Source organism: Dyella sp. (assembly GCF_035685885.1).
Taxonomy (GTDB): domain Bacteria; phylum Pseudomonadota; class Gammaproteobacteria; order Xanthomonadales; family Rhodanobacteraceae; genus Dyella.
Window position 1 is genome coordinate 1 of sequence record NZ_DASRZX010000043.1, and the last position, 14,724, is coordinate 14,724.

A 14,724-nucleotide genomic window follows, 5' to 3' on the forward strand; every position below is an offset into this window, starting at 1 on the left:
GGTCGAATCCCAGGCGCCCGATGCGCTGCACGCACTGCAGGCACAGCTGGATGTCACCGAGATTTCGATCGTGTCGTTTGAAGGTCCCCACGTCGATGCCGTCATGCACCTTCCCGGCGGACCATCGAACCTGCAGATCGACGCGCGACTCGCGCTTGATGGAACCCGGCTGAAGGACGAAGGATCGGCGATCCGGTTGCGCCAGATGCTGGAGCTGGTGGCTTCGACACCGACCTTGCAGGCACGCATCCTGCGCTACCCGCAGCGGGACTTCCGCGTGCGCCATGGCTATGCCGACGCATGGCCACGGGCCAGGCTAGTGCAGCAGTTCGTCGATCAGATGCACGCCTTGGGCAAGTTGGCGGAACTGGAAGCGGCTTCCTCATCCCTGCGCGATGCGGTGATGGTTGAGGAGGGTCGGTCGCCCATCTACTGGCTCGTGCTACCCGATCGGCGGGCCGTGTGGTGGAAAGAATTCGATCCATCGTCGGACGCCGCGGACGGCATGCGCTGCGCCAGCACGCCCTTGCTCGACGACGATGTTGATGATTCCGATAGCCGCCCGGACGTGTGCCGTGGCGTGATCTACGGTGCGGATGGGCAATCGCCCTGAGTCAGGTGATGTCCCACCGTTGCTCGCCATGAAAGGCTGCAATGGTGCAGGGGGGGCTGCAACTACGAGGCTCATGCCAGACTCCTGCGGATGCGCTGGCCTGCTCGCATGATGCTCAGTCCGTCTGCAGCTCCGCCACGAAGTCGTAGATGTCGCCGCGATACCAGGACGTGGTGAATTCCACCACGCGGCCATCTTCCAGGAAGCTGCGGCGCTCGATGTTGAGGCCGGCGCTGCCGGCGGGCACGTGCAGCAGGCGCGCCTGTTGGGCGCCCAGCGATACGGCGCGCAGGCGCTGCAATGCGCGGCGCGGGCGAGCGCCCAGCGTTTCGAGGATCTGGTACAGCGAGTCGTGCACGATCGTCGGGTCGGGCAGGATGCTGGCGGGCACTACGCTGCGCTCGATGGCCAGCGGTTCTTCCTTGGCATAGCGCACGCGATACAGGCGCGCGACCAGCACGCCGGGCGAGAGGTTCAGCGCCATCGATTCTTCCGGCGTCACTTCGCCGATGCTGCGCTCGAAAAACTCCGAACGCGGATTGAGCCCGCGGGCACGCAGGTCTTCGGTGAAGCTGGTGAGGCGCGACATCGGCTTGATGATGCGTTCGGCCACGAAGGTGCCGGCGCCGTGGCGCTGGTTCAGCAGACCCTCTTCGACCAGGCCGGCGATGGCCTTGCGCACCGTCACGCGCGACAGCTGCAGCAGGCGCGAAAGATCGCGCTCGCTCGGCAACGCCTGCCCCGGCTCGATATCTCGGTGTTCCACCACGTTGCGGATGGCGCGACGCAGGCGCAGATAGGCCAGCGGCTGGCTGACGGCCGGGTCGCGGCTGAGCCGGCGGTATTCGTTGACGAGGGCGGTTTCCATGGGCAAACGATACCAATGACCATACCAATCTGGCAATCGGCCGTTCTGGCGCGATTTCGCGGTCGTACCAATTTCACACCCCGATCATTGTCCTGAAGCGCCTGGCGAGGCGGCCAGGAGGAACTGGTGTTGTCTGGTATGTCACTGGTACGATCGACAGGCATGGCGCGTGGTATGCATGCCACGCGCCGCTTCCCGCATCGCCTTGAGGTGACTGAAGTGAGTGCTTCTCCCCAACCGGTCGACGCCTTCGACCTGGTGATTTTCGGCGGAACCGGCGACCTCGCCGTTCGCAAGCTGCTGCCGGCGCTGTACCACCGCTACGTGGACGGCCAGGTTCCCGGGACCAGCCGCATCATCGGCATCGCCCGCGAAGGGCTCGATGACGACGGTTACCGCGTCCATGCGCGCAAGGCGCTGCAGGAGAACGGCGGCGACAAGACCAAGATCGACGACTTCCTCAAGCTGGTGCACTACCGTCCGCTGGATGCGCGCAAGGACGAGGGCTGGGACGATTTCGCCGCGCTGATCGGCGAGCAGCCCGACCACGTGCGCGTGTTCTATCTCTCCACCTCGCCCGACCTGTTCGTGGACATCTGCAATCGCCTGGGTGCGCACGAGCTCAACCAGGGCAAGGCGCGCGTGGTGCTGGAGAAGCCGATCGGCCGCGACCTGAAGAGCGCCAACCAGATCAACGACGCCGTGGGTCGCGTGTTCGACGAATCGCAGACCTTCCGCATCGACCACTACCTCGGCAAGGAGACGGTGCAGAACCTGCTGGCGCTGCGCTTCGGCAACATCCTGTTCGAGCCGCTGTGGAACGCCGAGCACATCGACCACGTGCAGATCACCGTGGCCGAAACGCTGGGCGTGGGCCAGCGCGCGGGCTACTACGACCATGCCGGCGCGCTGCGCGACATGGTGCAGAACCACATCCTGCAGCTGTTGTGCATGGTGGCGATGGAGCCGCCCTCCTCGCTTTCGCCCGATGCCGTGCGCGACGAGAAGCTCAAAGTGCTGCGCTCGCTCAAGCACATCGATGAAAGCAATGCCGCGCAGCTCACCGTGCGCGGCCAGTACCGCGCCGGCGCCGCCGAAGGCCAGAGCGTGCCTGGCTATCTCGACGAACTGAAGGACCACAAGTCGCACACCGAGACGTTCGTGGCGCTGAAGGCCGAGATCGCCAACTGGCGCTGGGCCGGCGTGCCGTTCTACCTGCGCACCGGCAAGCGCTTGCCCGAGCGCGTGTCCGAGATCGTGGTGGTGTTCAAGCCCGTGCCGCACTCGATCTTCGACGCTTCAGCCGGCCCGCTGGCGCAGAACCGCCTGGTGCTGCGACTGCAGCCGGACGAGAACATCAAGCTGTGGGTGACCATCAAGCATCCGGGGCCGGGCGGCTTGCGCCTGCGCCACGTGTCGCTGGACATGAGCTTTGCCGAAGCGTTCGGCGTGCAGCAGCCGGATGCCTACGAGCGGTTGATCCTCGACGTGGTGCGCGGCAATCCCACGCTGTTCATGCGCCGCGACGAAGTGGAGGCCGCATGGCAGTGGGCCGATCCGATCCTTGCCGCTTGGGGCGACAGTGGCGAGTCGCCGCGTCCGTACACGTCGGGCACGTGGGGTCCGAGTGCAGCGGTGGCGCTGATCGAGCGTGATGGCCGCACCTGGAACGAGGACAGTGAATAAGCCGCGGTTCAACACCGTCGAGCACCATGCACGGGTGTTTCACCTGTGCGTGGCGGTCACTCGCCTAGACTCTTTCCCTCGCCACGCGTGTGTCATCCGCGCAGCCTAGCTTTGCTTCCGCCATGCCTGAGATCCTGAACATCACTACCCACAGCTTCACCGATTGCCATGCCCTCGCCGCAGCGCTGGCCGAGCGCGTCGCCGAACGCCTGCGCGAAAGCATCGCCGAGCGCGGCCACGCCTTGCTGGCAGTATCCGGCGGCAGCACGCCGCGCCATTTCTTCGAGCGTCTTTCGCGACAGTCGCTGGACTGGGCCAAGGTGCAGATCACGCTGGTGGACGAGCGCTGGGTGCCCGAAACCCATGAACGTTCCAACGCGGGCATGTTGAAGGCGCTGCTGCTGCAGCACGAAGCCAGCGCCGCGCAGTTCGTGCCGCTGTATACCGATGCACCCACGCCCGAGGCCGGCCTGGCCACCTTGCGCACGCGCATGGCCTCGCTGGCCCTGCCGTTCGATGCGGTGGTGCTGGGCATGGGCAACGACGGCCACACCGCATCGTTCTTCCCGGATGGCGATCGCCTGCCCGAGGCACTGGATGCCAACGGCGAGGCACGCGTGCTGCCGATGCGCGCACCCGGCGCCGGCGAGCCGCGCATCACCTTCACGTTGTCCGCGCTGCTGCAGACACGTGCGTTGTATCTGCACATCGAAGGCGAAACCAAGCGACAGCTGCTGGCTGACGCGCGGCTTGGCCTGGGCGAGGCGGCCAACTTCCCGGTACGCGCGGTGCTGACCCAGCAGCGCGTGCCCGTTGCCGTCTATTGGTGTCCCTGAGGCACCTGCCTTCCTTGGTTGATTGGCGCGCCCCGCGCGCCGGCTGATTCTCCGGAGTTTCCTTCATGAGCGTGCTTCATCCTGTCCTTGCCGAAGTCACCGAACGCCTGCGCGAGCGCAGCCGCGAATCGCGTGCCGATTACCTGCGCCGCATCGACGGCGCGCAGAGCGGCGGCGTGCATCGCGAGCGCCTTTCCTGTGGCAACCTCGCCCACGGCTTCGCCGCCTGCGGAACCACCGACAAGGAGCGACTGCGCGAAGGCCACACGCCCAACCTCGGCATCATCAACGCGTACAACGACATGCTCTCGGCGCACCAGCCGTATGAGCGCTACCCCGAGCTGATCCGCAACATCGCGCGCGAAGCGGGCATCACCGCGCAGATGGCCGGCGGCGTGCCGGCGATGTGCGATGGCATCACGCAGGGCCGCGCCGGCATGGAGCTCTCGCTGTTCTCGCGCGACCTGATTGCGATGGCCACCGCCGTGTCGCTCTCGCACGACATGTTCGATGGCGCGCTGTACCTCGGCATCTGCGACAAGATCGTGCCGGGCCTGCTGATCGGCGCACTGAGCTTTGGCCATCTGCCTGGCATCTTCGTGCCCAGCGGTCCGATGCCCAGCGGCATCAGCAACGAGCAGAAATCGAAAGTGCGCCAGGCCTATGCCGAGGGCAAGGCAACCAAGGCCGAACTGCTTGAAGCCGAAGCGGCGTCCTATCACGCGGCCGGCACCTGCACCTTCTACGGCACCGCCAACTCCAACCAGATGCTGATGGAGATCATGGGCCTGCACCTGCCGGGTTCCAGCTTCGTCGCGCCGGATACGCCGCTGCGCGACGCGCTGACGCGCGAGGCCGTGCTACGTGTGGCCGAGTTGAGCGCGCCGGGCTCGGCGCATCTCCCGCTGGGTCACATCATCGACGAGCGCGCCATCCTCAATGGCGTGATCGGCCTGCATGCCACGGGCGGTTCCACCAATCACCTGCTGCACCTCGTGGCGATTGCACGCGCCGCGGGCATCGAGCTGCGCTGGGACGATTTCGACGCGCTCTCCTCGGTGATTCCGCTGCTGGCGCGCGTGTATCCCAATGGCTATGCCGACGTGAACCAGTTCCACGAGGCCGGCGGCATGGGCTTCCTGATCGATCAGTTGTTGAGCGAGGGCCTGCTGCACGCCGACGTGCGCACGGTGTTCGGCACCGGTTTGGACGGCTATACGCAGGTGCCGCAGCTGGACGACCACGGCGCGCTGGCGTGGAAGCCCGTCTCGAAGGAGAGCGGCAATCGCGGCGTGCTGCGCGGCATCGCCGAACCGTTCCGTGCCGACGGCGGCCTGCGCATGCTGAGCGGCAACCTCGGCCGTGCGGTGATCAAGGTATCGTCGGTGCCGGACGATCGCCTGGTGATCGAGGCGCCGGCCATCGTGTTCCATGACCAGGACGATGTGCGCAAGGCCTTCGAGCGTGGTGATCTCAACCGCGATTTCGTTGCCGTGGTGCGCTTCCAGGGCCCGCAGGCCATCGGCATGCCCGAACTGCACAAGCTCACGCCGACCCTCTCCGTGCTGCAGGATCGCGGCCACCGGATCGCGCTGCTCACCGACGGCCGCATGTCGGGCGCGTCCGGTCGCGTGCCGGCCGCCATCCACGTGACGCCGGAGGCGCAGGACAACGGCGCCATCGCGCGCATCCGCGACGGCGACATCGTGCGGCTTGATGCCGTGAACGGACAGGTGGACGTGCTGGTGGATGCGGCGGAGTTCGCTGCGCGCGTACCTGCAACGGCGGACCTGTCGGCACACCAGTTCGGCATGGGCCGCGACCTGTTTGGCCTGTTCCGTCGCAACGCCACTACCGCCGATCTTGGCGCGGGCGTGTTTTGATGCACGCACGCAGTGACCTCCAAGGCGCCGAACCATGTTCGTCATTCCCGCCTACGCCGGGATGACGGTTCTTCTGAAACGTTCAATCCCAATTCGATTTCACGGAACGCCATGAGCATCGAACAAAAGCAGATTCAGGTTGAAGCCACCTTGCGCCTGGCACCCGTGGTGCCGGTGGTGATCATCGAGGACGCACGCGCCGCGGTGCCGATGGCGCGCGCGTTGGTGGCCGGCGGTACGCCTGCCATCGAGATCACGCTGCGTACGCCGGCTGCACTCGATGCCATCCGGGCCATCGCCGAGGAAGTGGAAGGCGCCGTGGTGGGCGTGGGCACCGTGCTCAGCGCCAAGGACCTGCGCGCCGCACACAAGGCCGGCGCACGCTTCGCGGTGTCGCCGGGCGTGTCGCCGGGCCTGCTGGATGCCGCCGACGACAGCGAGCTGCCCCTGCTGCCGGGCACGGCCACCGCCAGTGAAGTGATGACGTTGCTCGAACGCGGCTACCGCCACGTGAAGTTCTTTCCTGCCGTGCCGGCCGGCGGGCACAAGCTGCTGGGCGCGTGGGCCAGTCCGCTGCCGCAGATGAAGTTCTGCCCGACCGGCGGCATCACGCTGGCGAGCGCGCCGGATTTCCTGTCACTGCCCAACGTGATCTGCGTGGGCGGCTCGTGGCTCACCCCGGCGGACAAGCTGCATGGCGGCGATTGGGCCGGCATCGAATTGCTGGCGCGCGAGGCGGCAGGGTTGAAGCGCCTGTAAGCACCTGACTGTAGGAGCGCACCCAGTGCGCGAACGGCCATGCACACCCAGCGTGCGATTCCATGGTCCGCGATCGCGCACTGGGTGCGCTCCTACAGAAGAAGCCGTGGCGCGAGAACTACTTCACCGCAAGCGTAATGGTGAAACTGGGGTTCTTGCCCTGCCGCGACGCGGCGCGCATCTGGTAGACGCGCACGACGTAGTTGCCATCGCGCGGCAGTGCGCCGCTCCATTGCGCGTCGCCGGTGATGGACGTATTGGTCAGGGCGTCCTGGCCGTCCGGCGGAAGCACGTTGAAGTACACGCCAGCCGGCGCCTTGAGCGTCACCACCAGCGTCTGTCCCGCCCGGGCGCCAAGCACATAGTCGTGGCCCTCGCCCAGCTGCGCGGTGAATGTCGTTGAGTCCGCACCCTTGTCGAAGCTGATGCGTTCGGAGGCCGTGCTTCGGAATCCCGTCAGTGCAATGACGACGAACAATACGACGGCGGCCCAGGCACGTTCTCGTCTCTGCGTCGATCCCATGGCGGCGACTCCGGTGAGTGTCGGCGGCAATCCGGGGCAAAGCGTCGATCCCCTCGCGTCACACGGTGGAACGTGTACCGCGATGCCACTATCCGGGCGCGTTCGTGAAGCCGCCGTGGAGTCGGGCGGCGCTGCTCAGTTTGGCGCTGGCGTCGCCGTGACGCAGTGGTCGATCTGCTCGAAATACCAGCTGTCGTCGTCCTTGAAGGACGAGTAATAACTCGCCACGGTCTTGTCGCTGACGGGCTTGATGTCCACCAGTGCGACGGCCGGCGCGCGATCGTTCATGTGGATCTCGATGGTCGTGCCGCCATAGAGCACGTTCGTTACGAGGTGTACCGGCTTTTGCGACCAGGCGGCGCTGACGCATGCGGCGATGTCCTGCACCGATCCGTTGCCGCGGTACATCGCGGTCGCCTGGGAATCGCGCAGATGGCTGGCGGTGGTGCAACCGGCGAGCAACGTGGCGAGCAGCATGAACGCGGCATGGCGTGTCATCGATCGAGTTCCCTTGGGATGCGTGAGCGCCGCCCATGTTAAGGGCGCGAGCGTCCCGAACGGAACAGGCGGTCAGTGCTGACGCGACGCTAACGGCGCGAGGTGTTGAATGCGCGGACCTGACGGAGGGACGGACATGAACAAGCGTATCAACGGCATCGGCACGGCTTGCGTGGCCGTGGCACTCAGCCTTGCCTGCAGCGTCGGAAGCGCGCAGGACCTGGGCAAGCTGGGCGGCATGGTTCCCGGCGGCAGCTCCATGACCTCGGGCAGCATGGGCAACGTGGCCGGCCTGCTGCAGTACTGCGTGAAGAACAACTATCTCGGCGGCGACTCCGGCGCGTCGGGCATCCAGCAGCAGCTGATGGGAAAGTTGGGCGGCGGTTCCGGTTCGGCCGCGAGCAGCGCCGAGCAGGGTTCCAGCGCCAGCGACATGATGGGACAGCTGACTGGCAAGAAAAAATCCACGTCGAGCACCGATACAAGCGCCGCGGCTGGTTCCAGCGCCGCTACCAGCGATCCTGGCTATCTCAGCGGCGCCAAGGGCATCCTGCAGGGCAGCAGCGGACAGAGCATGGATCTCAACAGCCTGGGCGGTGGCTCCAGCGACATGAAATCGCAACTCACCACCAAGGTGTGCGACACCGTGCTGAAGCAGGGCAAGTCGTTCCTGCACATGTAAGGGACACCGCCGGCTTCTTTTGTAGGAGCGCACCCAGTGCGCGATGAACGAATGAGAGTGCTGCACCCTTCCGCGCCGCGGTCGCGCACTGGGTGCGCTCCTACGATGGCGTCGGGTGCTTCCGGCGCAACCGACGCTCGTCGCGCACGACGTAGATGCCCGCGCCAAGCACCATCAAGGCCAGCGCATACCAGGTGATGAGATAGCTCAGGTGGTTGTTGGGAAAGTCGATCACCGTGAGTCCTCCCTGCGGCCACACGGGCTTGCCCTGGTCCAATGTGCCGGGCGCCGCATCCTGGTCGACGAAATACGGCGCGACACGCTGCAGCGCGCGCGCCTTCGCCATCGCGGGTACGTCACGCGTGTACCAACTATTTTTCGCCGGATCATTGTGGCGGAACACCACGGGCCCTTCGCTCATGCGCAGCAGGCCGGTCACCGTGCTCTCGCCGCCACTGCCGGGCTCGCATGAGCCCGTCAGGCCGCACCAGTCCGGCGGCACGAAACCGCGGTTCACCAGCACGATCGAGCCATCGTCCTGCTGCAGCGGCGTGATGACCCAATAACCGCTGCCGAGGTTGGTGGACGCCCATACCAGCGTGCGTCTGTCATGCAGGAAATGTCCCTGCAGCTGCACATGGCGGTATTCGTCGGATGCCACGGTGACCTGTGGCCACTGCTTCTCTGCCGGCGCAGGCGTCGCAGCAGCGTGCACGCGCGAATCCACGCGTTCGATCAGCTCGCGCTTCCATCCCATGCGGTAAACCTGCCAGGTACCGAGCGCGACGAAGCCGGCGAACAGCACCAGGCCCAGCAAGGCAAACAGGGTCAGCGCGATAGTGCCGCGCGGCGAGCGGTTGGGTTCGTCGGTCATCGGGGCAGCGAAAGGCGGAGACAGGCGCGATGCATCATGGCAGGTTCGACGGATCCATCAGCGGCATCATGTTGTTGTTGAGGTGGTACATGATCCAGATCGATCCGCTGAGCGTGATCACCACCAGCACGATGGTAAACACCAGCGCGAGCATGTTCCAGCCGCCCTCGGATTTCGTGTTCATGTGCAGGAAGTAGATCATGTGCACCACGATCTGCACGGCCGCGAGCCCAAGGATGACTACGGCTGCCGTGCTGGATTTGTCGAACACATGGCCGATCACCACCCAGAACGGGATGATGGTGAGAACCACCGCCAGCACGAAGCCGGTCATGTAGCCGCCGAAGGTGGCGTGGATGCCGAGGTCGTCGTGGTCGTGATGGTGATCGTCGTAGGCGTGCTGCGTTTCCTCGTGCGCGCTCATGGCAGCACTCCCATCAGGTAGACGAAACTGAAGACGCCCACCCACACCACGTCGAGGAAGTGCCAGAACATCGACAGGCACATCAGCCGGCGCTTGTTGGCGGTGATCAGACCCTTTTTTGCCACCTGCACCATCAGCACGATCAGCCACAGGATGCCGCAGGTCACGTGCAGGCCGTGCGTGCCGACCAGGGTAAAGAACGACGACAGGAACGCACTGCGTTGCGGCCCGTTGCCTTCGGCGATCAGGTGTGCAAATTCGCGCAATTCAATGGTGAGGAAGCCCGCGCCGAGCAGGCCGGTGATCACCAGCCACAACATCATCGGCTTCTGGCGGTCGCGCTGCATCTCCAGCACGGCAAAGCCATAGGTGATCGAGGAGAGCAGCAGCAGCGAGGTGTTGAGCGCCACCGTGGGAAGTTCCAGCACCTCGGGTCCCGTCGGGCCGCCGGCATACTCGCGGCCCAGCACGCCATAGGCGGCAAACAGGCAGGCGAAGATGAGGCAGTCGCTCATCAGGTATACCCAGAAGCCCAGCAGGGTGCCATTGGCCGGGTGGTAATCCCTGGACTCGTGGAAGCGCAGCGCTTCCGTGGGTCCGCCTCCGGGGGTCATCGAGGTGGTCATGTCAGACATGGCTGGCCAGGAGCTCCGTGCGGGCTTGTTCGACGCGGCGTACTTCATCCGCCGGTATGTAGTACTCGCGGTCGTAGTTGAAGGTGTGCGCAATGGCCACTACCAGCATCGTCACGAAAGCGACGGCCGCGACCAGCCACATGTACCAGATCATCGCGAAGCCGAAGACGAAGCTCAGGGCGCCCAGGATGATGCCGGTCGGCGTGTTGTGCGGCATGTGGATGGGCAAATAGCCGTCCAGTGGCCGCTGATAGCGATACTTCTTCATCATCCACCACGCATCGTGATCGTGGATGCGCGGCGTGAAGGCGAAGTTGTACGGCGGCGGCGGCGAAGACGTGGACCATTCCAGGGTGCGCCCGCCCCACGGATCGCCGGTCACGTCGCGCAGCTGCTCGCGGCGCATGATGCTCACGGCTATCTGCACCAGCATGCAGCCGATGCCAAGCAGGATCAGGAAGGCGCCGAACGCGGCCAGCACGAACCAGATCTGCAACGACGGATCGTCGAAATGGTTGAGGCGCCGCGTCACGCCCATCAGCCCAAGCACGTACAGCGGCATGAAGGCGAAATAGAAGCCGATCACCCAGAACCAGAAGGCGCACTTGCCCCAGAACGGATCGAGCCGGAAGCCGAACGCCTTGGGAAACCAGTAATAGATGCCGGCGAACAGGCCAAACAGCACGCCGCCGATGATCACGTTGTGAAAGTGCGCGACCAGGAACAGGCTGTTGTGCAGCGAGAAGTCGGCGGGCGGCACGGCCAGCAGCACGCCGGTCATGCCGCCGATCACGAAGGTGATCATGAACGCCACCGTCCACATCATCGGCAGGTCGAACACCACCCGGCCGCGATACATGGTGAACAGCCAGTTGAAGATCTTCGCGCCCGTGGGGATCGAGATGATCATCGTGGTGATGCCGAAGAACGAGTTGACGCTCGCGCCCGACCCCATGGTGAAGAAGTGGTGCAGCCACACCAGGTACGACAGCACCGTGATCACCACCGTGGCGTAGACCATCGAGGCGTAGCCGAACAGCGGCTTGCGGCTGAAGGTGGCGGTCACTTCCGAATAGATGCCGAATACCGGCAGCACCAGGATGTATACCTCCGGATGTCCCCAGATCCAGATCAGGTTCACGTACATCATGGCGTTGCCGCCAAGCTCGGTGGTGAAGAAGTTGGTGCCCACATAGCGATCCAGCGCCAGCAGCGCGAGTACGGCGGTGAGCACCGGGAATGCGGCGACGATCAGCACGTTGGTGCATAGCGCCGTCCAGGTGAACACCGGCATCTTCATCATGGTCATGCCGGGCGCACGCATCTTGATGATGGTCACCAGCAGGTTGATGCCCGATAACAACGTGCCCACGCCCGCGATCTGCAGCGCCCAGATGTAGTAATCCACCCCGGCATCGGGACTGGAGGCGATGTCGGACAGCGGCGGATACGCCAGCCAGCCGGTACGCGCGAACTCGCCGATGAACAGCGACGCCATCACCAGCATGGCGCCCGATACCGTCATCCAGAAACTGAAGTTGTTGAGGAACGGAAACGCCACGTCGCGCGCGCCGATCTGCAGGGGCATCACGAAGTTCATCAGGCCCGTCACCATCGGCATGGCGACAAAGAAGATCATGATCACGCCGTGCGCGGTGAAGATCTGGTCGTAATGCTCCGGCGGCAGGTAGCCAGTGGAACCGCCGAACGCGATCGCCTGCTGGCCGCGCATCATGATCGCGTCGGCGAAGCCACGCAGCAGCATCACGAAGCCAAGCACCATGTACATGATGCCGATCTTCTTGTGGTCGATGCTGGTGAACCACTCGCGCCACAGGTAACCCCATAGCCTGAAGTAAGTGATGGCGCCCAGCACCGCGAGGCCACCGAGCGCCACGCCAATGAACGTGTAGACCACGATGGGCTCGTGCAGGGGCAGCGAGGCGAGCGTGAGGCGACCGAAGATCAGCTTGGCGGGATCGATATGGGCGATCATCGTGGACACCACCTTCAATGGGACTCGGCCGCAGGCATCGGCATGCCGGCCATGCCGGTGGACTCGCCACTGCGCGCGGGTCGCGTGTGCGTCATGCAGGAAGGACTGTCCGGGTCCAGGCAACGCGTGAGGATGGCCTGGTAGAGGCCCGGCGCCACGGTGGCGTAATAACGTGGCGGCTCGTTTTCGCTGGGTTCGGCCAGCTTCACGTAGACCTCACGGCTGAGATCGCTGCCGTTGGCCTTGGCCTGCTGTACCCATTGCGCAAAGCCGTCCTCGCTCATGCCATGGAAAACGAAATGCATGCCGGAGAATCCGTGGCCACTGTAGTTGGCCGAGAAGCCCTGGAAATCGCCAGGCTTGTTGAGCACCGCCTGCAGCTTGGTTTCCATGCCCGGCATCGCATAGATCTGCCCGGCGAGCGCGGGGATGAAGAACGAGTTCATCACCGAGGTGGCCGTAATCTTGAACTTGATCGGCCGGTCCACCGGCGCAGCCAGCTCGTTCACGGTGGCAATGCCTTGTTCGGGGTATATGAACAGCCATTTCCAGTCGAGCGCCACCACGTTCACGGTAAGCGGACGGGCATCGGCAGGCATCGGACGACCAGCGGCGAGACGATCGAGCGGACGATAGGGATCAAGCTTGTGCGTGCTCACCCAGGTGATCGCACCGAGCGCGATGATAATCAGCAACGGTGCGGACCAGATCAGCAGTTCGAGGATGGTGGAGTGTTCCCACTCCGGATCGTAGGTGGCCTTCTTGTTGGAGGCGCGGAAATGCCAGGCGAACACCAGCGTCAGCACGATCACCGGAACGATGATGAGCAGCATCAACACGGTCGAGGTGATGATGAGGTTGCGCTGCTGTACCGCCAGGTCTCCCGACGGCGACATCAGCACGGATTGGCAACCCGCAAGCAGGATGACGACAGCTAGCAGCAGTCCACGAGATACCTTCATAGACATGACCGACGGCGCAACCGATGTTATGGATGTAAAAACGGGTACGCCGTGCAGCGGAACAGGAACCAGGACAGCATCCCCATGACGCGTGAGGCGTGGCGGTGCCAGTGACGGCCGCAACATCCTCCCTCTTTCCAGGTAACGACTATGTCAAGCACCTTCCCTGAACACGGACGCACGAAAGGCACCTCGGTCGAGGAGATCGGGCGGCTGCAAGCCCACGCGAAGGTGGCGCCGGGAGAAATTGCCGTTGGCGTGATCATCGGCCGCACGTCCGAGCATTTCGACTTTTTCGTGTTCGGGATTTCCTGCGTGCTGGTGTTTCCGCAGGTGCTATTCCCCTTTGCCAGCGCACTGGACGGCATGCTGTATGCCTTCACGATATTTTCACTGGCCTTCATCGCGCGGCCGTTCGGCACGGCGCTCTTCATGCATTTCCAGCGTCGCTGGAGCCGCGGCACCAAGCTCACCATCGCGCTGTTCCTGCTGGGCAGCGCCACGGCCGGCATGGCTTTCCTGCCTCCCTACAAGGACATCGGCACGTGGGCGATCGGCCTGCTGGTGCTGTTCCGCCTGTTGCAGGGCATTGCCCTGGGTGGTTCGTGGGACGGCCTGCCATCGCTGCTGGCGCTCAACACACCACCGCAAAAGCGCGGCTGGTACGCCATGCTGGGCCAGCTGAGCGCGCCGATCGGTTTTCTGGTGGCAGGCACGCTGTTCCTGTTCCTGCACGCCAACCTGTCCGAGGTCGACTTCATCGACTGGGGCTGGCGCTATCCGTTCTTCGTGGCGTTCGCCATCAACGTGGTGGCGCTGTTCGCGCGGCTGCGGCTGGTGGTGACCGAGGAATACACGGTGGCCATGGAAGAGCGCGAGCTGGAGCCCATTGGCGCCATCGAGATCCTGCGCACGCAGGGCTACAACATCTTCATCGGAGCGTTCGCGGCGCTGGCCAGCTATGCGCTGTTCCACCTCGTCACCATTTTCCCGCTGTCGTGGATCGTGCTTCAGTCCACGCAGTCGGTGAACGCCGTGCTGGTGGCCGAGATCATCGGTGCCTTCGCCTGCATCCTCGGCATGATCATCTCCGGCGTGATGGCCGACCGCATCGGACGTCGCACCACGCTGGGCATCATGGCTGCGCTGATAGCGATCTTCGCGCTGATCTCGCCGTGGCTGCTGGGCGGCGGCAAGCTGGGCCAGGATGCCTTCATCATCCTGGGCTTCGGCGGACTGGGCCTGTCCTACGGACAGGCAGCCGGCAGCGTGACATCCAATTTCGAAATGCGCCTGCGTTATGCCGGCGCGGCGCTCACCACCGACTTTGCCTGGCTGATCGGTGCGGCGTTTGCACCGCTGGTTGCGTTGAGCCTGTCGGTGCGCTTCGGGCTGGTGGCGGTCAGCGCGTACCTGCTGTCGGGCGTGATATGCACGCTGCTCGCGTTGCGCGTGAACCGGGCGCTCGCCGCGCGCGAATGAGTG

General features: G+C 64.6%; 15 protein-coding genes. 7 read left to right on the forward strand and 8 right to left on the reverse strand.

Annotated elements, in window-relative coordinates:
- Positions 1–613 (forward strand): hypothetical protein (locus VFG49_RS05220; protein ID WP_324858459.1); only part of this gene is annotated, 613 nt, incomplete at its 5' end.
- A gap of 115 nt (positions 614–728) precedes the next feature.
- Here the strand turns inward: VFG49_RS05220 and VFG49_RS05225 are convergent.
- Positions 729–1,481 (reverse strand): GntR family transcriptional regulator, encoded by a 753-nt coding sequence (locus VFG49_RS05225; protein WP_324858460.1) that lies wholly within the window; start codon positions 1,479–1,481, stop codon positions 729–731.
- Between the two features lie 219 nt (positions 1,482–1,700).
- On the opposite strand from VFG49_RS05225, the gene zwf reads away from it, so the two are divergent.
- The 4 genes from zwf to eda all read left to right on the forward strand — a co-directional run bounded on the left by zwf (position 1,701) and on the right by eda (position 6,645).
- Positions 1,701–3,167, forward strand: a complete 1,467-nt coding sequence (gene zwf, locus VFG49_RS05230; protein WP_324858461.1) for a glucose-6-phosphate dehydrogenase — start codon at positions 1,701–1,703, stop codon at positions 3,165–3,167.
- A gap of 122 nt (positions 3,168–3,289) precedes the next feature.
- Positions 3,290–4,003, forward strand: coding sequence for a 6-phosphogluconolactonase (gene pgl / locus VFG49_RS05235; RefSeq protein WP_324858462.1), 714 nt, complete (start codon positions 3,290–3,292; stop codon positions 4,001–4,003).
- 65 nt (positions 4,004–4,068) lie between these two features.
- A complete protein-coding gene (edd, locus tag VFG49_RS05240; RefSeq protein WP_324858463.1) occupies positions 4,069–5,886 on the forward strand; it encodes a phosphogluconate dehydratase in 1,818 nt (605 codons plus the stop codon).
- Between the two features lie 111 nt (positions 5,887–5,997).
- Positions 5,998–6,645, forward strand: a complete 648-nt coding sequence (gene eda, locus VFG49_RS05245) for a bifunctional 4-hydroxy-2-oxoglutarate aldolase/2-dehydro-3-deoxy-phosphogluconate aldolase (RefSeq protein ID WP_324858464.1) — start codon at positions 5,998–6,000, stop codon at positions 6,643–6,645.
- Between the two features lie 118 nt (positions 6,646–6,763).
- Here eda and VFG49_RS05250 read toward each other — a convergent pair whose 3' ends face one another.
- Both VFG49_RS05250 and VFG49_RS05255 read right to left on the reverse strand, forming a co-directional pair.
- Positions 6,764–7,168 (reverse strand): hypothetical protein, encoded by a 405-nt coding sequence (locus VFG49_RS05250; RefSeq protein WP_324858465.1) that lies wholly within the window; start codon positions 7,166–7,168, stop codon positions 6,764–6,766.
- 135 nt (positions 7,169–7,303) lie between these two features.
- Positions 7,304–7,666 (reverse strand): hypothetical protein, encoded by a 363-nt coding sequence (locus VFG49_RS05255; RefSeq protein ID WP_324858466.1) that lies wholly within the window; start codon positions 7,664–7,666, stop codon positions 7,304–7,306.
- A 136-nt stretch (positions 7,667–7,802) separates the two neighbouring features.
- On the opposite strand from VFG49_RS05255, the gene VFG49_RS05260 reads away from it, so the two are divergent.
- Positions 7,803–8,348, forward strand: a complete 546-nt coding sequence (locus VFG49_RS05260) for a DUF2501 domain-containing protein (protein ID WP_324858467.1) — start codon at positions 7,803–7,805, stop codon at positions 8,346–8,348.
- 100 nt (positions 8,349–8,448) lie between these two features.
- Here the strand turns inward: VFG49_RS05260 and VFG49_RS05265 are convergent, their stop codons facing one another.
- From VFG49_RS05265 to cyoA, 5 genes are read right to left on the reverse strand one after another with little or no spacing between them, the layout of a single operon-like run.
- Positions 8,449–9,222, reverse strand: a complete 774-nt coding sequence (locus VFG49_RS05265) for an SURF1 family protein (RefSeq protein WP_324858468.1) — start codon at positions 9,220–9,222, stop codon at positions 8,449–8,451.
- A gap of 34 nt (positions 9,223–9,256) precedes the next feature.
- Complete coding sequence (gene cyoD / locus VFG49_RS05270) at positions 9,257–9,646, reverse strand: cytochrome o ubiquinol oxidase subunit IV (protein WP_324858469.1); 390 nt, start codon at positions 9,644–9,646, stop codon at positions 9,257–9,259.
- Positions 9,643–10,281: a cytochrome o ubiquinol oxidase subunit III gene (cyoC, locus tag VFG49_RS05275; protein WP_324858470.1), complete on the reverse strand. Its 639-nt coding sequence runs from the start codon at positions 10,279–10,281 to the stop codon at positions 9,643–9,645. The genes cyoD and cyoC overlap by 4 nt, the downstream gene beginning before the upstream one ends.
- Complete coding sequence (gene cyoB / locus VFG49_RS05280; RefSeq protein ID WP_324858555.1) at positions 10,274–12,247, reverse strand: cytochrome o ubiquinol oxidase subunit I; 1,974 nt, start codon at positions 12,245–12,247, stop codon at positions 10,274–10,276. The genes cyoC and cyoB overlap by 8 nt, the downstream gene beginning before the upstream one ends.
- Positions 12,248–12,291: 44 nt before the next feature.
- Positions 12,292–13,239 (reverse strand): ubiquinol oxidase subunit II, encoded by a 948-nt coding sequence (gene cyoA / locus VFG49_RS05285; protein WP_324858471.1) that lies wholly within the window; start codon positions 13,237–13,239, stop codon positions 12,292–12,294.
- Positions 13,240–13,389: 150 nt separating this feature from the next.
- Between cyoA and VFG49_RS05290 the strand changes: the two genes are divergently transcribed.
- A complete protein-coding gene (locus VFG49_RS05290) occupies positions 13,390–14,721 on the forward strand; it encodes an MFS transporter (RefSeq protein WP_324858472.1) in 1,332 nt (443 codons plus the stop codon).
- Positions 14,722–14,724: the final 3 nt, after the last annotated feature.